The sequence below is a fragment of the Arthrobacter sp. NPDC055585 genome (assembly GCF_053619115.1).
On sequence record NZ_JBSHIT010000011.1, the window covers coordinates 124,649 to 146,562 of the forward strand.

The 21,914-nt window shown below is 67.2% G+C and carries 22 protein-coding genes; 15 read left to right on the forward strand and 7 right to left on the reverse strand.

Features of this window, described 5'->3' with window-relative positions:
- The first annotated feature begins 143 nt into the window (after positions 1-143).
- The 4 genes from infC (at position 144) to ACWGQ2_RS16890 (ending at position 3,155) form a co-directional block, all read left to right on the forward strand.
- Entirely contained in the window at positions 144-1,133 is a 990-nt protein-coding gene (gene infC, locus ACWGQ2_RS16875; RefSeq protein ID WP_452019318.1) for a translation initiation factor IF-3, read from the forward strand.
- Positions 1,134-1,250: 117 nt separating this feature from the next.
- Positions 1,251-1,445 (forward strand): 50S ribosomal protein L35, encoded by a 195-nt coding sequence (gene rpmI, locus ACWGQ2_RS16880; protein ID WP_055240480.1) that lies wholly within the window; start codon positions 1,251-1,253, stop codon positions 1,443-1,445.
- A 123-nt stretch (positions 1,446-1,568) separates the two neighbouring features.
- Positions 1,569-2,234, forward strand: coding sequence for a 50S ribosomal protein L20, sunset domain variant (gene rplT / locus ACWGQ2_RS16885; RefSeq protein WP_452019321.1), 666 nt, complete (start codon positions 1,569-1,571; stop codon positions 2,232-2,234).
- 18 nt (positions 2,235-2,252) lie between these two features.
- Positions 2,253-3,155, forward strand: a complete 903-nt coding sequence (locus ACWGQ2_RS16890; RefSeq protein ID WP_452019323.1) for a TrmH family RNA methyltransferase — start codon at positions 2,253-2,255, stop codon at positions 3,153-3,155.
- A gap of 25 nt (positions 3,156-3,180) precedes the next feature.
- On the opposite strand, the gene ACWGQ2_RS16895 is transcribed toward ACWGQ2_RS16890, so the two are convergent.
- Positions 3,181-4,422, reverse strand: coding sequence for an MFS transporter (locus tag ACWGQ2_RS16895; RefSeq protein ID WP_452019325.1), 1,242 nt, complete (start codon positions 4,420-4,422; stop codon positions 3,181-3,183).
- 167 nt (positions 4,423-4,589) lie between these two features.
- On the opposite strand from ACWGQ2_RS16895, the gene ACWGQ2_RS16900 reads away from it, so the two are divergent.
- Positions 4,590-5,039, forward strand: coding sequence for a (deoxy)nucleoside triphosphate pyrophosphohydrolase (locus ACWGQ2_RS16900; RefSeq protein WP_452019327.1), 450 nt, complete (start codon positions 4,590-4,592; stop codon positions 5,037-5,039).
- Between the two features lie 27 nt (positions 5,040-5,066).
- Here the strand turns inward: ACWGQ2_RS16900 and ACWGQ2_RS16905 are convergent, their stop codons facing one another.
- The 4 genes from ACWGQ2_RS16905 to ACWGQ2_RS16920 form a co-directional block, all read right to left on the reverse strand.
- Positions 5,067-5,552: an SRPBCC family protein gene (locus ACWGQ2_RS16905; RefSeq protein ID WP_452019329.1), complete on the reverse strand. Its 486-nt coding sequence runs from the start codon at positions 5,550-5,552 to the stop codon at positions 5,067-5,069.
- Positions 5,533-5,919 carry an ArsR/SmtB family transcription factor gene (locus ACWGQ2_RS16910; RefSeq protein WP_452019331.1) on the reverse strand — a complete coding sequence of 129 codons (387 nt, stop codon included), beginning with the start codon at positions 5,917-5,919 and terminating at the stop codon, positions 5,533-5,535. The genes ACWGQ2_RS16905 and ACWGQ2_RS16910 overlap by 20 nt, the downstream gene beginning before the upstream one ends.
- 50 nt (positions 5,920-5,969) lie before the next feature.
- Positions 5,970-7,001: an Rv2578c family radical SAM protein gene (locus ACWGQ2_RS16915; RefSeq protein ID WP_452019333.1), complete on the reverse strand. Its 1,032-nt coding sequence runs from the start codon at positions 6,999-7,001 to the stop codon at positions 5,970-5,972.
- A gap of 61 nt (positions 7,002-7,062) precedes the next feature.
- Positions 7,063-7,563 (reverse strand): hypothetical protein, encoded by a 501-nt coding sequence (locus tag ACWGQ2_RS16920; protein ID WP_452019335.1) that lies wholly within the window; start codon positions 7,561-7,563, stop codon positions 7,063-7,065.
- 188 nt (positions 7,564-7,751) lie between these two features.
- Between ACWGQ2_RS16920 and pheS the strand changes: the two genes are divergently transcribed.
- Both pheS and pheT read left to right on the forward strand, forming a co-directional pair.
- Positions 7,752-8,828, forward strand: coding sequence for a phenylalanine--tRNA ligase subunit alpha (gene pheS / locus ACWGQ2_RS16925; protein ID WP_452019337.1), 1,077 nt, complete (start codon positions 7,752-7,754; stop codon positions 8,826-8,828).
- A complete protein-coding gene (gene pheT / locus ACWGQ2_RS16930; protein ID WP_452019339.1) occupies positions 8,829-11,372 on the forward strand; it encodes a phenylalanine--tRNA ligase subunit beta in 2,544 nt (847 codons plus the stop codon).
- A 62-nt stretch (positions 11,373-11,434) separates the two neighbouring features.
- Here pheT and ACWGQ2_RS16935 read toward each other — a convergent pair whose 3' ends face one another.
- Both ACWGQ2_RS16935 and ACWGQ2_RS16940 read right to left on the reverse strand, forming a co-directional pair.
- Positions 11,435-11,767 (reverse strand): TfoX/Sxy family protein, encoded by a 333-nt coding sequence (locus ACWGQ2_RS16935; protein WP_452019341.1) that lies wholly within the window; start codon positions 11,765-11,767, stop codon positions 11,435-11,437.
- Between the two features lie 360 nt (positions 11,768-12,127).
- Positions 12,128-13,093, reverse strand: coding sequence for a quinone oxidoreductase family protein (locus ACWGQ2_RS16940; RefSeq protein WP_452019343.1), 966 nt, complete (start codon positions 13,091-13,093; stop codon positions 12,128-12,130).
- A 148-nt stretch (positions 13,094-13,241) separates the two neighbouring features.
- On the opposite strand from ACWGQ2_RS16940, the gene argC reads away from it, so the two are divergent.
- The 8 genes from argC (at position 13,242) to argH (ending at position 21,892) form a co-directional block, all read left to right on the forward strand.
- Positions 13,242-14,273, forward strand: coding sequence for an N-acetyl-gamma-glutamyl-phosphate reductase (argC, locus tag ACWGQ2_RS16945; RefSeq protein ID WP_452019345.1), 1,032 nt, complete (start codon positions 13,242-13,244; stop codon positions 14,271-14,273).
- The gene (argJ, locus tag ACWGQ2_RS16950; RefSeq protein ID WP_452019347.1) at positions 14,273-15,442 is read left to right on the forward strand and encodes a bifunctional glutamate N-acetyltransferase/amino-acid acetyltransferase ArgJ; all 1,170 of its coding nucleotides are present in this window, start codon (positions 14,273-14,275) and stop codon (positions 15,440-15,442) included. The genes argC and argJ overlap by 1 nt, the downstream gene beginning before the upstream one ends.
- A 16-nt stretch (positions 15,443-15,458) precedes the next feature.
- Positions 15,459-16,382 (forward strand): acetylglutamate kinase, encoded by a 924-nt coding sequence (gene argB, locus ACWGQ2_RS16955; RefSeq protein WP_452019349.1) that lies wholly within the window; start codon positions 15,459-15,461, stop codon positions 16,380-16,382.
- Positions 16,379-17,635 (forward strand): acetylornithine transaminase, encoded by a 1,257-nt coding sequence (locus ACWGQ2_RS16960; RefSeq protein ID WP_452019351.1) that lies wholly within the window; start codon positions 16,379-16,381, stop codon positions 17,633-17,635. Before argB ends, ACWGQ2_RS16960 begins: the two co-directional genes overlap by 4 nt.
- Complete coding sequence (gene argF, locus ACWGQ2_RS16965; protein ID WP_452019353.1) at positions 17,632-18,597, forward strand: ornithine carbamoyltransferase; 966 nt, start codon at positions 17,632-17,634, stop codon at positions 18,595-18,597. Before ACWGQ2_RS16960 ends, argF begins: the two co-directional genes overlap by 4 nt.
- The gene (locus tag ACWGQ2_RS16970; protein WP_452019355.1) at positions 18,594-19,130 is read left to right on the forward strand and encodes an arginine repressor; all 537 of its coding nucleotides are present in this window, start codon (positions 18,594-18,596) and stop codon (positions 19,128-19,130) included. Before argF ends, ACWGQ2_RS16970 begins: the two co-directional genes overlap by 4 nt.
- Before the next feature lie 96 nt (positions 19,131-19,226).
- Positions 19,227-20,435: an argininosuccinate synthase gene (locus tag ACWGQ2_RS16975; RefSeq protein WP_452019357.1), complete on the forward strand. Its 1,209-nt coding sequence runs from the start codon at positions 19,227-19,229 to the stop codon at positions 20,433-20,435.
- Between the two features lie 5 nt (positions 20,436-20,440).
- On the forward strand, positions 20,441-21,892 hold the full coding sequence (gene argH, locus ACWGQ2_RS16980; protein WP_452019359.1) for an argininosuccinate lyase: 1,452 nt from the start codon (positions 20,441-20,443) through the stop codon (positions 21,890-21,892).
- Positions 21,893-21,914 lie beyond the last annotated feature (22 nt).

Genomic DNA, 21,914 nt, shown 5'->3' on the forward strand with positions numbered 1-21,914 from the left:
TCCAGTGCCAGCCGATCCTCGAGGCCTCCGATTGCGCGTGCAATTGGGGGCCTTCTTCAGTTGCAGGCGGTAGCCGTTTTGAGTCAAACAGGAGCTGCAACATTAGCGAGCCAAGAATCAATGATCGGATCCGTGTCCCTGAGGTGCGGTTGGTAGGACCGGCTGGGGAACAGGTAGGTGTGGTCCGGATCGAGGACGCCCTTCGCCTGGCAGCGGAGTCCGACCTGGATCTTGTAGAGGTAGCACCTCAGGCAAAGCCTCCGGTGTGCAAACTAATGGACTTCGGCAAGTACAAGTACGAAGCCGCAGTCAAGGCCCGTGAGGCACGCAAGAACCAGACCAACACGGTCCTGAAGGAAATCCGTTTCCGCCTCAAGATCGACACCCACGACTACGAGACCAAGCGCGGACACGCTCTTCGCTTCCTCGGCGCGGGTGACAAGGTCAAAGCCATGATCCAGTTCCGTGGACGTGAGCAGCAGCGCCCTGAGATGGGTATCCGCCTGCTGCAGAAGTTCGCAGAGGACGTCTCCGAGGTGGGTGTGGTTGAGTCCAGCCCGCGCATCGACGGCCGGAACATGGTCATGGTGATCGGCCCCCTGAAGAACAAGGCAGAAGCTAAGGCTGAAGCCCGCCGCGCCTCACAGCGCGCCGAGGCCAAGGCTGCCAACGAAGCCGCCAAGAAGGGCGAAGCCCCGGCACGGGTTGATACCAGTGCCGACAAGGCGCCCATGACGCAGAGCCTGGCGGATCTGCTGCCGGACGGACTGCGCCTTGGTTCCTCCGCAGCAGAGGCCGACAAGGCCCGCGCCGAACAGGAGCAGGCTGAGAAGGCAAAGGCAGCACAGGCCGCCAAGGCCGCTGCGGACAAGGCTGCCGCCGATGCCCGCCGTGCCGAGGAAGCAGCGAAGGCTGCTGCCGCCAAGCCGGCACAGGCTGCCAAGCCCGCTGCGGCACCGGCCCCGGCAAAGCCGGCTGAAGCGCCCAAGCCCATGGCGGTGCCGAAGCCGACTGCTGTGAAGCCGTCCGCGCCGAAGCCCGCTGCCCGGCCGAAGCCGGCAGCTGCGGCCAAGCCTGCTGGCAAGGCACCGGCACCCGGTGCAGGCCAGAAGAAGCCTGGCACAGCGGAGTAGGCCCCCGCGCAACACCGCTAGAAACGCCCAGGCGTCCCTAGGAAACCCTGGCACCTGTTACAGGTGCCCATATCCCCGCGGGTTCGTACCGCGGAAACCAAAAGGAGATCGGTTCCCATGCCGAAGATGAAGACCCACAGTGGCGCCAAGAAGCGCTTCAAGCTGACCGGCACCGGCAAGCTCAAGCGCCAGCAGGCCAACCGCCGCCACTACCTGGAGCACAAGTCCTCCCGCCTGACCCGTCGTCTCGCCGGTGACAAGATCGTCACCCCGGGCGAGGCCAAGGTCATCAAGAAGATGCTCGGCAAGTAACCGATCTGATCTTTTCGGACGGTCTTGCAAAGGACTGCTCCACCAATCAACTAACTTTCCCGCGGCCCAGGACGGGCCGCAGCACCGGTAGTGTGCGCGGGACTATTTCTAAGGAGTACGCACGTGGCACGTGTGAAGCGGGCGATTAACGCCCATAAGAAGCGTCGGGTAATCCTCGAGCGCGCCAAGGGCTACCGCGGACAGCGTTCGCGCCTGGTCCGCAAGGCCAAAGAGCAGCTGCTGCACTCGTACGTGTACAGCTACGGTGACCGCCGCAAGCGCAAGGGCGACTTCCGCCGCCTGTGGATCCAGCGCATCAACGCTGCTTCCCGCGCCAACGGCCTCACCTACAACCGTCTGATCCAGGGCCTGAAGGCTGCTGAGATCGAGGTTGATCGCCGCATGCTGGCCGAGCTGGCCGTGAACGACGCCAACGCGTTCGCCACCCTGGTTCAGGTTGCCAAGGACGCACTGCCGTCCGACACCTCCGCTCCGGCCGCTGCTGCTGCAGCTCCGGCTGCCAAGAAGGCTCCGGCCAAGGCTGCTCCCGCTGCAAAGGCTGCTCCGGCTGCCACTGCTGCTGTTGCTAACGGCGGCTTCAAGGCCTCCGAGGGCGAAGCTCCCGAGGGCTACGTCATCAAGGGTGCCGCAACCGGCAAGTACCACGTTCCGGGTTCCACCTGGTACGAGCAGACTGAAGCTGAGTACTGGTTCAACTCCGTGGAAGCAGCCAAGGCTGCCGGCCTGGAGCCTGCTGGCGGCGAAGCCCGCCAGAAGTTCCAGGGCTAATTTCGGTACCTGCTGAACATGTTTGACGCCGGACGCCCCCCAGCGCCGCTGATGTCCAATCCCCGAGCTGATCGGGTGAAGGAAGCAGCGAAGCTGGCGGGGCGTTCGGCGCGTTTAAAGACCGGCCGATTCCTGGCCGAAGGTCCCCAGGCTGTCCGCGAGGCCCTGATTGCGCACCGCGCCGCTCTAGTGGAAGGCCGGCCCGGCGTCGTCGTCGAGGCCTACGCCACCCAAGCCTGCCTGGACCGCCTCCCCGAACTTGCCGAATTGGCAGAGCAGACCATCCTGCGCCTGGCCACGGACGAAGTCCTGGCCGCCATGGCAGACACCGTCACCCCGCAGGGGATCGTGGCGGTGTGCCGCATCCAGTCCCCGTCGCTCGAGGACGTACTGGCCACCCGGCCCAAACTCCTGGCCGTCATGTGCGAGGTGCGGGACCCCGGCAACGCCGGAACGATCCTGCGCGCGGCGGACTCAGCCGGCGCGGACGCCGTGATTCTTACTGCCTCCAGTGTGGACATCCATAATCCCAAGGCCGTGCGCTCCACCGTTGGCTCCCTGTTCCACCTGCCCGTGGTGTCCGGCGTGGACTTCGCTGAACTTTCTTCCCGGCTGCACGAAGCCGGAATTACCATCCTCGCCGCAGACGGCTATGGCAGCCAGGACCTGGATGCCCTCCAGGACTGCTCCGCGCTGCGCCGGCTGGCGCCCGCTGCGGAAGTGTCCGGCGACGCCGGGCCGCGGCTTGAGGATCCCTCCGCCTGGCTGTTCGGCAACGAAGCCCAGGGCCTGGCCGAGAACGAGCTTGAAGCCGCCGACTACCGCGTAGCCGTCCCCGTCTACGGACAGGCCGAGAGCCTGAATGTGGGCACGGCAGCAACCGTCTGCCTGTACGCCTCCGCCCGCGCGCAGAACCGCTAAAGCAGGCCCGGAGCAGCGTCCGCTGTTAGCGCGACGCCGACGGCGTGTTCTCAGCGGCTGCGGTTCCTTCCGGCGCGCCAACCGGACGACGCCGGTCCAGGGCACCGCTGAGCAGGGCGACTCCCAGCCCAAGCAGTGCCAGCACGGCACCGACGATTGCCGGTGAACGGAAGCCCCAGCCCCAGGCAATGACCAGCCCGCCGGCCATGGCGCCCAGCGCGTTGGCCATGTTCAGTGCCGCGTGGTTCAGCGATGACGCGAGCGAGGCGGCGCCGGGGGAGACATCCAAAAGGCGCGTCTGCAGCGCAGGGGTCAGTGCAGATCCGATCGCGCCGACCAGGAAGACCAGGATGATCGCGCCGGCCTTGTACTGCACACCCCAGGCATACACGGCCAGGATCAGCACGGTGCCGGCCAGGACAGCGTAAATGCTGCCCATGACGGAGCGGTCGGCGATCCGGCCGCCCACAATGTTGCCCACTACCTGCCCCACACCGTAAAGCCCGACGATCAGCGGCAGCACTCCCATGGAGAAGCCGGCGACCTCGGTCATGGTGGGGGAGATGTAGGTGTAGACCGCGAAGAACCCTCCGAAGCCGACCGTGCCCACCAGCAGGGCCAGCCACATCTGCATCCGGCGCAGGGCACTAAGCTCACGCCGGATACTGGCATCCGGGTGCGCGGCCTGGAACGGAACAAACCAGGCCACCAGGGCCACGGTGAGCAGGGCGATGGCCCCGACGAGGACGAACATCCAGCGCCAGCCGGCCAGCTGACCCAGCCAGGTTGCGAACGGCACACCCACCACATTGGCGATGCTCAGGCCCAGCATGACCATCGAGATAGCCCAGCCCCGGCGGGTCGGCGCCACCAGGGACGCCGCGATCACCGCCGCGACGCCAAAGAAGGCGCCGTGCGGCAGTCCGGAGAGGAAACGTGTGAACAGCAGCCAGCCGTAGTCGGGGGCAATGAAGGAAGAAAGATTGGCGACGGCGAAGAACGCCATCAGCCCCAGGGCGAGCCACTTGCGGGGCATCTTGGCGCCCGCCGCGGCCAGCAGCGGTGCACCGACGACGACGCCGAGGGCATAGGCGGAAATGACATGGCCGCCTTCAGGGACGGAGACCCCAAGCTCGGCGACCATTTCCTGCAGCAGCCCCATAATGGCGAACTCGGTGGTGCCGATGGCAAAACCGCCGGCGGCGAGGGCTGTGATGGCCAGGGAAACGTGGCGGGTTTTGGGCGTCGCAACGCGCAGGGAGGGCATATATGCGGGGGTGCTTTCGGATCAGCGGTTGCGCGGAGCCGTGGTTGGGGCACGGGCGCGTCTGGCGGGCCCGGGGCCGGAGTATGGATACTTCCGTGGCCGGGGGCCAAACGGCCACAATGCCGTTCCTTCCAATTCTAGGCCAGCAGGCACCGTAGACTCGATCTGTGTCGAATTCAGAACTGAAGCAGGTAGTCGGAGCCGCGATCGTGGATGACCTGGGCCAGCCGCGGAGCCTGCTGGCCGCCCGCCGGACTGCTCCGGAGGCCTATGCCGGCATGTGGGAGTTCCCGGGCGGCAAGGTTGAGCCTGGGGAGACCTGCGAGGCGGCCCTGCACCGTGAACTCACCGAGGAGCTCGGCGTCGAAGTGGTCTTGGGCGCCGAAGTCACCGGACCGCTCGATCAGGGCTGGCCGCTGAACGCGAAAGCCGCCATGCGGGTGTGGCTCGTGGAGGTAAAGACCGGGGAACCGCAGCCGCTGGAGGACCACGATGAGCTGCGCTGGGTCCGCCTGGATTCCCCGGAGCTGGCTGAACTGCCGTGGATTCCGGCCGATCTTCCAATCGTCACGGCTGTCCGTGCGGCTGCGGAGCACCCCGGGGCCGGATCCGCCTGAGCTGATCCGGCCGGGGCACCCCGGGTTTTAGCCCGCGAGGACCGCGTCCATCTGCGACATGGCTTCAGCCGCGCCTTCCACGGCACCCATGGAGATCAGTTCCTCCATCTGGGACCGGTCCGCAAATGACGTCACCACCTCGACATCGGTTCCACCGTCCCGGGCGGTGAGCGTGACGCTCACAGCGGTGACCGGCATGTCTTCCCTCCGGGCACCGTCCTCGTCCGCAAACCCGTCCTGGAAACTCAGCTGCCTGGGCCGATCGACGGCCAGCACATTCCACCAGCCGTGATAGGTCTTCCCATCCGGGCCGGTCATGAAGTAGGTGACGGTGCCGCCGGGGGACAGCTCATGTTCCCGGACAGTGGCCGGGTAGGTAGGCGGTCCCCACCAGCCCTCCAGCTTGCGCGGGTCCGCCCAGAGCTCCCAGACCGTTTCCGGTGCTGCCTCGAATTCGGCGAGGGCGGTAATGGTCAGTGCGTCGTAATCCTTGTCAATGCTCTTCACGCTCATGGCGTTTCTTCCTGCCTCCGGGTGAATTCCCCGGCGTTTCCTGCCGCAGCAGGTCTGACATCCGGTTCAGCCGGCCTTCCCAGGCCTCAGCCAGCGCGTCCAGCGCGCGGTGTGCCTGGTCGACGGCGTCCGGTGCGGTGCTCACGAGCTGTTCCCTCCCGCGGCGAACCTTGAAGACCAGGCCCGCCGTTTCGAGGACCGCGACGTGCTTCTGCACTGCCGCGAAACTCATGGGATAGGCCTCGGCCAGCCGTGATACTGACAGCTCACCGGCGGCCGCACGGCGCAGGATATCCCTGCGTGTGCTGTCCGCCAGGGCATGGAACAGGAGGTTCACGGCTTCGTCTGACAACGTATCTACAACCATTTGGTTGTAACTTAGGACGCGCCGGGGCACGGGTCAAGACCTCGCCGAAACTAAAAGAGAGTTCCGGCGGCGACCGGCAGGCCGGCCTCCGTCACCGGTGCCGGCCGGGCGGCACCGCGGGTGGCGAGGAACTGGTTCTTGCCGGCGAAGCCATGCCGTTTCTTGAAATGGGTGATCCGGCCAGCCAGCCACTGGCGGTAGTCCTTCGAGGCGTAGGTGCCGCCGTCGTACAGCTTGTCGTAGCGTGCCGAAAGCTGCGGATAATCGCGGGCGAGCCATTCCCGGTACCACTCGCGCGCTCCCGGGCGAAGGTGCAGGGCGCCGGCCGTGACCGAGGTGGCACCGGCGTCGGCCAGCGCGGAGAAGAGCGCGTCCAGCGACTCGTCGCCGTCGGTCAGCCAGGGCAGGATCGGCATGGCCATCACATTGCAGTCCATTCCGGCATCCCGGATACGCCGGATAAGGTCCAGCCGGGCCTTGGGCGACGGCGTGCCGGGCTCCACCCGGTGGGCAAGGTCCGGATCCAGCAGGGCCAGCGAGATTCCCATGCTGATGCTGGTTTGCTGCGCAGCCTCCGCCAGGAGCGGCAGGTCCCGGGCCAGCAGCGTTCCCTTCGTCAGGATGGAGAAGGGGGTGCCGCTGTCCGCTAGGGCGCGGATGATGCCCGGCATGAGTTGATAGCGGCCCTCGGCCCGCTGGTACGGGTCGGTGTTGGTTCCCATGGCCACGTGCTCGTACTGCCAGGAGGGTCGGGCCAGTTCGCGGCGGAGAACCTCGGCAGCGTTCGTCTTGACGACCAGCTGGCTGTCGAAGTCAGCACCGGTGTCCAGGTCCAGGTAGCTGTGCGTCTTGCGGGCAAAGCAGTACACGCAGGCATGGCTGCAGCCGCGGTAGGGATTCACGGTCCAGCCAAACGGCATGGAGGAACTCCGCGGAACCTTGTTCAGCACGGACTTGGCGAGGACCTCATGGAAGGTCACCCCGGCGAATCCCGGCGTCTGCACGGAGCGGACCAGCCCCTGCAGGGGGAGCAGTGCGTCTGCGGACGGAGCTGCCTTCGGTTCCTGTTCCTGCCACCTCATGCCCACCATTAGAACATACGTTCGAATCCACGCCTACCCTTCCCTCCTGCCGAAAGGCCAGTTACGGCTCCTTAGACCCTTCAAAAGGGCCGTAAGTGGCCTTTCGACGGCGGTAGGGTTGGCGGCGGCGCCGGGAGGAGGGCCGGCGGGGGCGGTAACCGCCGTCGGAGAGTCCGGCCAGGATTTCGAAGATGTTCGACGACGCCGGATCCCCGGTTCGCAGCTTGGAGAATCCTGCCGCCGCGAAGTACAGCGGCAGGAACACCAGCCCCAGCACCGCGTACTGAGAGCTGTGCCGCGCCTCGTGGCGAAGCAGCGCGGAGGCGGGTTCGGCGTCGAACGCGCTGGAAACCCGGGAGCGGTAGAGAATGACGTTGCCCAGGGTGAAAGCTGCCGCATGGGGCAGGGGAAGGCTCCAGCCGCCGGCCAGCAGCAGGCCCCCGGGGCCTGGCCGGACCGGCACCCGGCCGAGCCGGGCAGCCACCAGTCCTGCCGCCGTCGTCCCGTTGACCAGGTTTGCCGCGCGGCGCAGGGACTGAAGACGGGTCAGGGACGGGCTCATGCGCCCATGCTAGGGGAGGGGAGTCCCTTCACACTGCCGGGACGGGGAACATGAGTTGGTTAGACTGGTAGCCGCAGGCTTTGTGCCTTTGCCTGCGGCACCCTTCGTTTGGTGCATGCACTTCAGGATTTAGCTCAACCCGCAAACCAACCCACATCAACACGGCCGGAAACAGGTAAGAACGGTACATGTCGAATTCCATACCGGGGACGGACTCCCCAGACAACGCGGCACCCAATCCGCTCGACGAGACAGCCATCGCGGCTGCCGTTGATTCAGCGCTCGCAGCCATCGCCTCTGCAGCGGACCTGGATGCCCTCAAGGACGTCCGCATCGCCGTCACCGGCGAGAAGTCCCCGCTGTCCCTGGCCAACCGCCAGATCGGCGGACTCCCCAAGGACCAGAAGGCAGCAGCCGGCAAGGTAGTCGGCCCCGCCCGCGGCCGAATCAACCAGGCGCTCGCCGCCCGCACCGTCGAGCTGGAAGCCGAGCGCGACGCCCGGATCCTCGTTGAGGAAGCCGTCGACGTCACCGCCGCCCCGCGCCGCCGCAGCATGGGCGGACGCCACCCGCTCTCCACCCTGCAGGACCGCGTCAGCGACATCTTCGTGGGCATGGGCTGGGAAATCGCAGAAGGCCCCGAGGTCGAATCCGAATGGTTCAACTTCGACGCGCTGAACTTCAAGCCGGACCACCCCGCCCGCGAAATGCAGGACACCTTCTTCGTGGAGCCTCCCGAGGCGCACCTGGTGATGCGCACGCACACTTCCCCGGTGCAGGTCCGCTCCATGCTTGAGCGCGACCTGCCCATCTATGTGCTCTGCCCTGGCAAGGTGTTCCGCACCGACGAACTCGACGCCACGCACACCCCGGTGTTCCACCAGTTCGAAGGCCTGGCCATCGACAAGGGCCTGACCATGGCAGACCTGGTCGGCACCCTGGAGCACTTCACCCGGGTGCTTTTCGGCGACGAAGCCAAGGTCCGGCTGCGCCCGAACTACTTCCCGTTCACCGAGCCCAGCGCCGAGCTGGACATTTGGCACCCCGGTGCCAAGGGTGGTCCGCGCTGGATCGAGTGGGGCGGCTGCGGCATGGTCAACCCCAACGTGCTGCGCGCCGCGGGAATCGACCCCGAGGTCTATTCAGGTTTTGCCTTTGGCATGGGCATTGAACGTGCCCTCATGTTCCGCAACGAAGTATCCGACATGCGGGACATGATCGAAGGCGACGTACGTTTCAGCGAACACTTCGGGATGGAGATCTAAGTGAGAATCCCACTTTCCTGGCTGCGCGAGTATGCCCAGGTGCCGGCGGACGCAACCGCCGAAGACGTCATGGCAGAGCTGGTCAAGGTTGGCCTGGAGGAAGAGGACGTCCACCGTCCCACCGACGAACTCTCCGGCCCGATCGTTGTAGGCCAGGTGCTCTCCAAGGAGCCCGAGCCGCAGAAGAACGGCAAGACCATCAACTGGTGCTCCGTCCGCGTGGTGCCCGAGGGTGCCGAGCAGACACTCACCGGTGACGGCATTGACCCGTCCGGCGTGCAGGGCATCGTCTGCGGTGCGCACAACTTCGAGGTAGGGGACAAGGTTGTTGTGACCCTGCCCGGCGCCGTGCTGCCCGGCGACTTCCGGATCAGCCCGCGCAAGACCTACGGCCACGTCTCCGCCGGCATGATCGCCTCCGTGCGTGAACTCGGCATCGGCGAAGACCACGACGGCATCCTGGTGCTCTCCACCCTGGGACTCGATCCCGAGGTCGGCACCGACGCGATGGAGCTTCTCGGTCTCTATGACCAGGCCGCGGAAATCAACGTCACCCCGGACCGCGGCTACGTCTTCTCCATCCGCGGCGCTGCCCGCGAGTACGCCCACGCAACCGGCACCAAGTTCACGGACCCCGCCGCCACGGTGGAGGTTCCGGAAGCCGACGGAGCCGGGTTCCCGGTGCACCTGGCCGACGAAGCCCCGATCTACGGCAAGGCCGGCTGCGACCGTTTCGTCGCCCGCACCGTCCGCGGCGTGGACCCGACCCGCCCGACGCCGCCGTGGATGTCCTCACGCCTGCGCCTGGCCGGAATGCGTTCCATCTCCCTGGTCGTGGACATCTCCAACTACGTAATGCTCGAGCTCGGCCAGCCGCTGCACTTCTATGACCTGGACAAGCTCACCGGGGAAATCACGGTCCGCCGCGCCAACCCGGGTGAGACGCTGAAGACCCTGGATGACAAGGTCCGCACCCTGGACCCCGAGGACCTCCTGATCACTGACGGCTCCGGTGCCATTGGCATCGCCGGCGTGATGGGCGGGGCCGCCACCGAGGTCTCCGACGCCACGCAGAACGTGCTCATCGAGGCCGCACACTTCGAGGAAGTCTCGATTGGCCGCTCGCGCCGCCGCCACAAGCTCCCGTCCGAAGCCTCCAAGCGCTTCGAACGCGGCGTTGACTGGTACGTGGCGGACATCGCTGCCCAGCGCGCGGTCGATCTGCTGGTGGAACTGGCCGGCGGCACCGCCGACGAGTCCATCACGGACGCCGGCACCGCCCCGGAAACCCGCAGCATCTTCCTGCCTGCGGACTTCCCGGCCAGGCTGATCGGCCTGGACTTCACCGAAGAGCAGATCACCGGCACCCTCACCGATCTGGGTGCGGACGTTGAAAAGGCCGACGGCGGCTTCCGGGTTGTTCCTCCGAGCTGGCGGACCGACCTGGAAACCCGTGAGGACCTGACCGAGGAAATCATCCGGCTGGTGGGCTACGACAAGATTCCCTCCACCCTTCCGGTGGCGCCTCCCGGACGCGGCCTGACCCGCATCCAGCAGCAGCGGCGCCGCCTGCTGCAGTCCCTCGCGGCGTCGGGCCTGACCGAAGTGCTGTCCTACCCCTTCGTCACCGAAGCGGACAACAACACCTTCGGCACACCGGTTGCCGGCGAAGAGCGCTCGGCGGTCAAGCTGGCCAACCCGCTCTCCGCCGAGTTCGGCTACCTGCGCACCTCGGTGCTGCCGGGCCTGTTCGACGTCGCCAAGCGGAACCTTTCGCGCGGCTTCCGCGACCTGGCGCTCTTCGAATCCGCGCTCGTGTTCCTCACGGGAGAACAGAACGGCACGGAGGCGATTCCGCCGTTGGGCATCAAGCCGTCCGAAGAGGTCCTGGACGGCCTGTACAACGGCATTCCGGACCAGCCGCTGCACATCGGCGTGCTGTTCACCGGCCATGAGTCACCGGCCGGCGCGGGCCACACCCCGCGCAACTGGGACTGGGCCGACGCCGTCGACACCGCCCGGCTCATGGGCGACGTGCTCGGCGTCGAACTGGTCATCAGCCAGGGCGAACACCAGGCCTTCCACCCGGGCCGCACGGCTAAGATCTCGCTGCGCAGCGGCGAAACCGTCGGCTACGCGGGGGAACTGCACCCGAAGCTGCTCGCAGCCCGGGACATGCCGGCCCGCACCGTGGCACTGGAACTCAACGCCGATGCCCTCTTCGACGCCGCACCGGACGTGATCGTGGCGAAGGAAATCTCCACCTTCCCGGCCACCACGCAGGATGTGGCGCTGATCGTGGCCTCGGAGATCCCGGCTGAGTCCGTGCTGGAAACCCTGCGCGAAGGAGCAGGCGAGCTGCTGGAAGACATCGCACTGTTCGATGTCTACACGGGCAAGGGCATTGAGCCGGGGCACAAGTCCCTGGCCTTCGCCCTGCGCTTCCGGGCGCCGGACCGCACGCTGACGGCCGATGAGGCCTCCGAATCCCGCGCCGCCGCCGTCGCGCTGGCAGCCGAGCGTTTTGGTGCCGTGCAGCGGTAGTTCCGCCTAGCTGAGAAAGGCCCTGCCGGATGATTCCGGCGGGGCCTTTTCGCGTTTCCGGGCTAGGTTCTGCGGGAGGTGCGTCCGACGGCGATCCACCAGGCCAGCGCTTCGTCATCCGCGATGCTTTCCATGGGCACGTTCATCCAGCCCTCGCCCATCGGCCGGCCCACGCCCATGTAGGCAGGCTGCCCGCCGGCGATCAGCAGGTCCTGGTACTGCGCCGGGTCAACACGCACCAGCAGGTCTCCGTCTTTGCCGGCCGCTACCGCCAGCTGACCGTCCACCATAAAGGACAGGCCACCGAACATACGTTTCTCCCGGACGTCCTGGTGCGAGGCGAGGTTCGCCCGGATCCGCTGTGCCAGGGTTTCCTGTGCCGGGTCCGACTGCATATTCCTGCCGCCTTCCGCTACGGACGGTTGTCCACGGGATCTGCCGAACTGGCTTTGCGGTTCGCCACCAGGAGCGGGGCGGTCATTCCCGTGCCAAGGAGCAGATATCCGATCGCTATCCAACCGTGCCCCGGAATCGAACTGACGTAAAGAGCTACAGGGGCGACAACTGCTCCCAGCAACAGCAGGGTTCCCGCCACGCGTTTGCCTTTGGGCTGGAACGTGCGGAAGGTTTCGTGTCTTGCGGCCGGGGCAATTCGCTGCCGGTTCAGGAAGATCCGACTGGTTTGCACTTCTGCTGCCGCTTACAACCGGCAGCAGAAGTGCAAACCGGCAGCAGAACCCCCACCCGGGCGAATGCTACGGAATCAGCAGCACCTTGCCGGTGGTCTTCCGGCCCTCGAGGTCTTCGTGTGCCTGGGCGGCGTCGGCCAGCGGATAGGTCGCGCCGATCCGCACGTCCAGGGTTCCGGCCTCCACCATTTCGAACAGCTCACGGGCACGCCACTGCCGCTCTTCGGCGCTGAGCAGGTAATCCCTTATTGTCGGCCGGGTCAGGTACAGCGAACCCAGGGCGTTCAGCCGCTGGATGTCGAACGGGGGCACCTGGCCTGACGCGCCGCCGAACAGCACCATCATGCCGCGCGGACGCAGGCTGGCCAAGGAACCGTCGAACGTTGCCTTGCCGACGCCGTCGAACACCACGTCCACGCCGCGCCCGTCGGTCAGCTCGCGCACCCGGTCTGCGAAACCGTCATACCGCAGCACATGGTCCGCACCGGCCGCAGAAGCCAGCGCCTCCTTGTCATCGGTCGAAACGGTGGTGATCACGGTGGCGCCCTTGGCTTTCAGCAGCTGGGTCAGCAGCAGGCCGACGCCGCCGGCACCGGCGTGGGTCAGAACGGTTTCCCCGGACTGGACCGGGTAGGTGGAGTTGCACAGGTAATGCGCCGTCATGCCCTGCAGCGGAAGCGCAGCAGCTACCTCGCTGCTGACATCACGCGGCACGGGCAGCGCCTTGGCTGCATCCAGCAGCATGTACTCCGCGTAGGCGCCGCCGCCTTCCGCGGTCGCCACCCGGTCGCCGTCGGCAAAAGCGGCAACGTCCATGCCCGCCTGGACCACGGTTCCGGCGGCCTCAGAACCCGGAATGAAGGGGTAGTTCATCTTGTAGACGCCGCTGCGCTGGTAGGTGTCAATGAAGTTCACGCCCGCAGCAGCGACCTTGACGAGCAGCTCGTTGGGGCCGGGAACCGGAAGATCCACGTCTTCATAGCGCAGGATTTCGGGTCCGCCCGCCTTCGGGACGACAATGGCCTTATGCATGGAATGCCTCTTCCGGTGGATGGGCGGTAAACGGGTTCGCGAACCCATCGTAGGGCGGCAGCCGCCGGGAGGCACGGATCCAGGCCCGCCGGAGTCACATTGCATAATTATGAAGCCTCATGCATAAAACTGCTGTAGGGTGGATGCCATGACGATTTCCGTAGCTGTTTCAGGTGCCAGCGGCTATGCCGGCGGCGAGGTCCTGCGCCTGCTCGCCGGCCACCCCGGCGTCAAAATTGGAGCCATCACCGCCCACAGCAACGCCGGTTCCCGGCTTGGCGAACTCCAGCCCCACCTGCACTCCCTGGCCGACCGCATCCTGGTGGACACCACGGTCGAAAACCTGGCCGGACACGACGTCGTCTTCCTCGCCCTGCCGCACGGCGCCAGCGCGGAGATCGCCGCCCAGCTGCCCGAAGACACCCTGGTCATCGACGCCGGCGCTGACCACCGGCTCACCGATCCCGCCGCGTGGGAAAAGTTCTACGGCTCCCCGCACGCCGGCTCCTGGCCCTACGGCCTGCCCGAGCTGCCCGGGCACCGCGACCTGCTCCGCGGCGCACGCCGGATCGCCGTTCCCGGCTGCTATCCCACCTCGTCGCTGCTGGCGCTCACCCCCGGTTTCGCAGCCGGCCTGCTGGAGCCCGACGACGTCGTCATCGTGGCAGCGTCCGGCACCTCCGGCGCGGGCAAGGCCGCGAAGCCGCACCTGCTCGGCTCCGAAGTGATGGGCGGCATGAGCCCGTACGGCGTTGGCGGCGGACACCGGCACACCCCCGAAATCGAACAGGGCCTCTCCGCCGCGGCAGGGGAGCAGGTCTCCATTTCCTTCACCCCGACGCTGGCCCCCATGGCCCGCGGCATCCTCACCACCGCGACGGCGAAGGTCCGGCCCGGCGTCGACGCCGCGGCGCTGCGCAAGGCCTGGGAAACGGCCTACGCCAATGAACCGTTCGTCCGTGTACTGCCCGAAGGCCAGTGGCCCGCCACCAAGATGGTGGTCGGCTCCAACTACGCCGCCCTGCAGCTCGCCTACGATCCGCACGCCGGCCGCGTGATTGTCTCCGCCGTGATCGACAATCTCACCAAGGGCACCGCCGGCGGCGCCGTCCAGTCCATGAACATCGCCCTGGGCCTCGAAGAGACCACTGGGCTCAGCCTGCAGGGAGTAGCACCGTAATGAGTACCAACGCAGCAGCCGGCATCACCGCACCGGCCGGGTTCCGCGCCGCCGGCATCACCGCCGGCTTGAAGGCCTCCGGGGGACGCGACGTCGCCCTGGTGGTCAACGACGGACCAGCCAAGGCAGCAGCAGCGGTCTTTACCCGCAACCGCGTCGCCGCAGCGCCCGTGCACTGGTCACGCCAGGCCATCTCCGACGGCCGGGCCGATGCCGTGTTCCTGAACTCCGGCGGAGCCAACGCCTGCACCGGCCCGCAGGGCTTCCAGAACACCCACGCCACGGCCGAAAAGGTCGCCGACCTGCTCGGCATTTCCGCGAACGACGTCCTGGTCTGCTCCACCGGCCTGATCGGCGAACAGCTGCCCATGGACAAGATCCTTCCGGGTGCCGAAGCCGCCGCAGCGGCGCTGGATTCCGACGGCGGCGCGCTGGCTGCCGAAGCGATCATGACCACGGACACGGTCTCCAAGCAGGCTGTCTTCACCGGCTCCGGCTACAGCATCGGCGGCATGGCCAAGGGCGCCGGCATGCTGGCGCCGGGCCTGGCCACCATGCTGGTGGTCCTGACCACCGACGCCAATCTCGACGCCGCCGCACTGGATGCCGCGCTGCGCGCCGCCACTGCCGTCACCTTCGACCGCACGGACTCGGACGGCTGCATGTCCACCAATGACACCGTGATCCTCATGGCCTCCGGAGCTTCCGGCACCACCCCGGACACCGAAGAGTTCACCCGGGGACTCACCGAGGTTTGCCACTCCCTGGCGCAGCAGCTGATCACCGATGCCGAAGGCGCCAGCCACGACATCGCGATCACCACGGTCAACGCCGCCACGGTGGCCGACGCCGAGAACGCCTCCCGCGCCGTCGCCCGCTCCAACCTCTTCAAGACCGCGATCTTCGGCAATGACCCGAACTGGGGCCGGGTGCTCTCCGCCGTCGGCACCACCGACGCCGCCTTCGAACCGGAGAACATCAACGTCACCATCAACGGCGTCCAGGTCTGCCGCGGCGGCGGCATCGGAGATCCGCGCGAGGGCGTGGACCTGACTGGCCGTGCCGTAAGTGTTGAGATCGACCTCGCCGCCGGCACCGAGTCCGCGACCATCTGGACGAACGACCTGACCACGGACTACGTCCACGAAAACTCGGCGTACAGCAGCTAGGCGGGAAGAGAAGCACATGAGCACAGCCACCCAGCAGGACCAGGCAGCGGCACAGGACAAAGCCGCCACCCTAATCGAGGCACTGCCCTGGATCCAGCGCTTCGCCGGCAGCACGATCGTGATCAAATACGGCGGCAACGCCATGATCAATGACGACCTGCGGCAGGCGTTCGCCGAAGACATCGTCTTCCTCCACCACGTGGGCGTCCACCCCGTCGTGGTGCACGGCGGCGGACCGCAGATCAGCGCCCTGCTGGACCGGCTCGGCATCGAATCCGAATTCAAGGGCGGGCTGCGCGTCACCACCCCCGAAGCCATGGACGCCGTCCGCATGGTGCTCACCGGACAGGTGGGCCGCGAGCTGGTAGGCCTGGTCAACTCCCACGGACCCTACGCCGTCGGCCTCTCCGGAGAAGACGGCGGACTGCTGCAGGCCGTCCGCACCGGAACCGTCATTGACGGCGAGGAAGTGGACCTGGGTCTGGTCGGCGAAGTCGTGGGTGTGAACCCCGGCGCCATCCTGGACCTCATCGAAGCAGGCCGGATTCCGGTGATCTCCACGGTCGCCCCGGAAATCGGCGCCGACGGCAACCCCACCGGCCAGGTGCTCAACGTCAACGCCGACACCGCTGCCGCCGCCCTTGCCGTGGCCCTGGGTGCCTGCCGCCTGGTGGTGCTGACCGACGTCGAGGGCCTCTACGCCAACTGGCCGGACAAGTCCTCACTGATTTCCGCACTCACCGCGGGTGAACTGCGCGAGATGCTGCCGTCCCTTGAATCCGGCATGATCCCCAAGATGGAAGCCTGCCTGGCTGCCGTGGACGGGGGAGTGGACCGCGCCGCCGTCGTCGACGGGCGCATGGCGCACTCCATGCTGCTGGAAGTCTTCACCACCGCCGGCATCGGCACCCAGATCATTCCGGATGGAGCAGAAGCATGAGCAACCACACCTCCTCAGAGATCCTGCCCGCCGCGGCAGTAGTAGACGCGGCCGGCTCCGGCAGCGAGTGGCTCGCCCGCTACACCGACTCACTGATGGGCGTCTTTGGCACCCCGCAGCGGGTCCTGGTGCGCGGCAACGGCTGCACCGTCTGGGACGCGGACGGCAACGCCTACCTTGACCTGCTCGGCGGCATTGCCGTCAACGCACTCGGCCACGCCCACCCGTTTGTCACCTCCGTGATCGCCAGCCAGCTGAACACCCTGGGACACATCTCCAATTTCTTCACCAGTCCCACGCAGGTGGCCCTCGCAGAGAAACTGCTGCAGCTGGCCCAGGCACCCGCCGGTTCCAAGGTCTTCTTCTCCAACTCCGGCACCGAAGCGATCGAAGCTGCGTTCAAGCTGGCCCGGCGCAACTCCGCCGGCAACCGCACCCGGATCATCGCCATGGACCGTGCTTTCCACGGCCGCACCATGGGAGCCCTCGCGCTGACCGCCAAGCCCGCCTACCGCGAGCCGTTCGAACCGCTGCCCGGCGGCGTCGAGCACATCCCGTATGGTGACGTCGATGCCCTGCGCGCCGCGGTGGATGACACCGTCGCCGCCGTGTTCATCGAACCCATCCAGGGCGAAGCCGGTGTGCAGGTGCCGCCGGCCGGTTACCTGGAAGCGGCACGGTCAATCACGCGCGACGCCGGTGCGCTGCTGGTCTTCGACGAAGTCCAGACCGGAATTGGCCGCACCGGACGCTGGTTCGCGTCCGAGGGCGTGCTGCCGGACGCCATGACCGTGGCCAAGGGGCTGGGCAGCGGCTTCCCGATCGGCGGGCTGATCACCTTCGGCCCCGAGGTCTCCGCCCTGCTGACACCCGGCCAGCACGGAACCACGTTCGGCGGAAATCCCGTGGCCACCGCCGCCGCCCTGGCCACGCTCGCCGCGATCGAAACCGGGGATGTCATGGCAAACGTGCGCGCCACCGGCGACTTCCTCCGCGAGGGCCTGCGCGCCGTCGACGGCGTCAAGGAAGTCCGCGGTGAAGGCCTGTTGATCGGCGTCGACCTGGAAGCTGAAATCGCCCCGGCAGCCGTCCCGGCAGCGCTGGAAGCCGGATTTATCATCAACGCCACCGGACCGGCAACCCTGCGCCTGGCTCCGCCGCTGATCCTCACCACCGACCAGGCAGCAACCTTCCTGGAGAAGCTACCCGCCATCCTGCAGGCCGCCGCGGCCACGACGATTGGACAGCCATGACCCGCCACTTCCTCGTTGACACCGACCTGACCCAGGCCGAACAGGCTGAAGTCCTGGACCTCGCGGACGCCCTGAAGAAGGACCGCTGGAAATACCAGCCCTACGCCGGTGAAGGCTCCGGCCGGCAGACCGTGGCGGTCATCTTCGACAAGACCTCCACCCGCACCCGGGTGTCCTTCGCCGCCGGCATCTCCGATCTGGGCGGCGTGCCGCTGATCATCGGGGCGGGGGAGTCCCAGCTGGGCCACAAGGAATCCATTACGGACACCGCTAAGGTCATGGAGCGCATGGTCTCCACCATCGTCTGGCGCACCTACGCCCAGTCCGGGCTGGAGGAAATGGCCGCGAACTCCTCCGTTCCGGTCATCAACGCGCTCTCCGATGACTACCACCCCTGCCAGCTCCTGGCGGACCTGATGACCATCCGTGAGCACAAAGGCACGCTGGCCGGCCTCACCCTGACCTACCTGGGCGACTGCGCCAACAACATGGCCAACTCTTACCTGCTGGCCGGTGTCACCGCCGGGATGCACGTACGCGTCGCCGGACCGGTGGGTTACCTGCCGAACCCGGAAATCGTCGACGCCGCCGCAGCCCGCGCCGAGGAAACCGGCGGATCGGTGCTGATCACCACCGACGCCGCCGAGGCACTGGCCGGCGCGGACGTCGTCGCCACGGACACCTGGGTCTCCATGGGCCAGGAAGAAGAGAAGGCCGAACGGCAGGAGCTGTTCCGCAGCTACGCCGTGGACGCCGATGCCATGGCGCAGGCCGCGGATGACGCCGTCGTACTTCACTGCCTGCCCGCCTACCGCGGCTACGAGATTTCCGCCGATGTGATCGACGGCCCGCAGTCCGTGGTCTGGGACGAGGCCGAAAACCGGCTGCACGCCCAGAAGGCACTGATGGTCTGGCTGATGGCGAGGTCCGGCCTGACCGGGATCCCGGAGGAAGCGGCATGACCATGCCCACCACCAAGACAGCCCGGCAGGCACGCATCCGTGCGCTGCTGACCGGGCTGTCGGTGCGGTCGCAGGCGGAACTGGCCGCCCTGCTGGCCGATGACGGCGTGCAGGTCAACCAGGCCACGCTCTCCCGCGACCTGGTGGAGCTCGGCGCCGTGCGCATGCGCGGCAAGGACGGGGTGCTGGTCTACGCCGTGCCCGCCGAGGGCGGGGAACGCACCCCGCAGTCCGGGATCAGCCAGGAAGTGCTCGACGCGCGGCTCGCCCGGCTGTGCGGCGAGCTGCTGGTCACAGCGGAGGCCTCCGGGAACATCGTGGTACTGCGCACCCCGCCCGGCGCCGCGAACTTCCTGGCCCTGGCCATCGACCACTCCGTGATGCCGTCCATCCTGGGCACCCTGGCCGGGGATGACACCGTGCTGCTGGTGACCCGGGAGCCCGACGGCGGTGCGGAGCTGGCGGCGCGTTTCCTCTCCATCGCGGACGAGGCAACCGCCAGCGGGCAGGCCCCTGACAATCGCATACTGTAGAACCTGGACCGGCGGACGTTCCCAACCAGGTTTTCCCCCACTTTTACAACCAACCCGCAGCGTGCGCGCTGCACCAATCGCAAGAGGAGCACATTCGTGAGCGAACGTATTGTTCTGGCCTACTCCGGTGGCCTGGATACGTCTGTAGCCATCGGCTGGATTGCCGAGGCAACCGGCGCCGAGGTCATCGCCGTGGCGGTCGACGTCGGACAGGGCGGAGAATCCCTGGAGACCATCCGCCAGCGTGCCCTCGACTGCGGCGCCGTGGAAGCCTACGTGGCTGACGCCCGCGACGAATTCGCCGCCGAGTACGCCATGCCGGCCCTGAAGGCCAACGCCCTGTACATGGATTCCTACCCGCTGGTTTCCGCACTGTCCCGCCCGGTGATCGTCAAGCACCTGGTCGCCGCTGCCCGCGAATTCGGTGCCACCACCGTGTCCCACGGCTGCACCGGCAAGGGCAACGACCAGGTCCGCTTCGAGGTCGGCATCCAGACCCTGGGCCCGGACCTGAAGTGCATCGCCCCGGTCCGCGACCTGGCCCTGACCCGCGACAAGGCCATTGCCTTCGCCGAGGAAAAGAACCTGCCGATCGTCACCACCAAGAAGAACCCGTTCTCCATCGACGCCAACGTCTGGGGACGCGCCGTGGAAACCGGCTTCCTGGAAGACATCTGGAACGGCCCCACCCCGGACGTGTACGAATACACCTCCGACCCCGCCTCCGGCATTGCCGCTGACGAAGTGGTCATCACCTTCAAGGAAGGCGTTCCGGTAGCGATCGACGGCAAGCCCGTCACCCCGCTGCAGGCCATCGAGGAGATGAACCGCCGCGCCGGCGCCCAGGGCATCGGCCGCATCGACATCGTCGAAGACCGTCTCGTGGGCATCAAGAGCCGCGAAATCTACGAAGCTCCCGGTGCCATGGCGCTGATCGCCGCGCACAAGGAACTCGAGAACGTCACCATCGAGCGCGAGCAGTCCCGCTTCAAGAAGACCGTGGGCCAGCGCTGGACCGAGCTGGTCTACGACGGCCAGTGGTTCTCCCCGCTGAAGAACTCCCTGGACGCCTTCATCGAAGACACCCAGAAGTACGTCTCCGGCGAGATCCGCATGGACCTGCACGCCGGCCGCGCCACCGTCACCGGCCGCCGCTCCGAGTCCTCGCTGTACGACTTCAACCTGGCCACCTACGACACCGGCGACACGTTCGACCAGTCGATGGCCCGCGGGTTCATCGAACTGTTCGGCATGTCCTCCAAGGTCGCCTCCGCCCGCGACCTGCGCCTGGCAGAAGGAAAGTAAGAAACATGGTCAACGGCAAGCCGTCAATCGAAACGCCTGGAGCCGGCGGCTCCACGGTCCAGGGTGCACTGTGGGGCGGCCGCTTCGCCGGCGGTCCGGCCGACGCACTGGCAGCCCTGAGCAAGTCCACCCACTTCGACTGGCGGCTTGCCGGCTATGACGTCGCCGGCTCCCGGGCGCACGCCCGGGTGCTGCACAAGGCAGGCCTGCTCGACGACGCCGAGCTGGCCGGCATGCTGGAGGCACTGGACGCGCTCGATAACGATGTGCGCTCCGGCGCCTACCTCCCCGCAGACTCCGACGAGGACGTCCACGGCTCTCTGGAACGCGGCCTGATCGAACGCGCCGGCCCGCAGCTGGGCGGCAAGCTCCGCGCCGGCCGGTCCCGCAACGACCAGATCGCCACCCTGGGCCGGATGTACCTGCGCGACCACGCCCGGATCATCGCCGCCGGCGTGCTGGCCACGGTCGATTCGCTGGTGGAGCAGGCCGAAAAGCACCTCGGGGTGGCCATGCCCGGCCGCACCCACCTGCAGCACGCCCAGCCGGTGCTGCTCAGCCACCACCTGCTGGCCCACGCCTGGGCGCTGCTGCGCGACGTGCAGCGCCTGGCCGACTGGGACAAGCGCGCCGCGGTGTCCCCGTACGGTTCCGGTGCACTGGCCGGTTCCTCCCTGGGACTGGACCCCAACGCCGTCGCAGCAGACCTGGGCTTCGACTCCGCAGCCTGGAACTCGATCGACGGCACCGCCTCGCGTGATGTCTACGCCGAGTTCGCCTGGGTTGCCGCCATGATCGGCGTCGACCTGTCCCGGATCAGCGAGGAAATCATCCTCTGGGCCACCAAGGAATTCTCCTTCGTCACGCTGGACGACGCCTTCTCCACCGGCTCCTCGATCATGCCGCAGAAGAAGAACCCGGACGTGGCCGAACTGGCCCGCGGCAAGGCCGGACGCCTGATCGGCGACCTGACCGGGCTGCTGGCCACGCTCAAGGGCCTGCCGCTGGCGTACAACCGTGACCTCCAGGAAGACAAGGAACCGGTCTTCGACGCCACGGACACGCTGGAGCTGCTGCTCCCGGCCGTCTCCGGCATGATTGCGACCCTGGTCTTCAACACCGAGCGGATGCAGTCCCTGGCGCCGCAGGGCTTCGCGCTGGCCACGGACATCGCCGAATGGCTGGTGCGCCAGGGAGTTCCGTTCCGCGAGGCGCACGAGCTTTCCGGTGCCGCCGTGAAGCTGGCCGAATCCCGCGGCGTCGAACTCTGGGACCTGAGCGATGAAGACTACGCCGGGATCTCGGAGCACCTCACCCCGGAAGTCCGCACCGTCCTTTCCACCGAGGGGTCGCTGGACAGCCGCAGCTCGCAGGGCGGCACCGCCCGTTCGGCCGTGGAGTCGCAGCTGGCCGAGCTGAAGAAGCAGCTCGACGCCGCCCGCGCCTTCTCCGCCTAACCCGCCCATCGAGAGGCCAGTT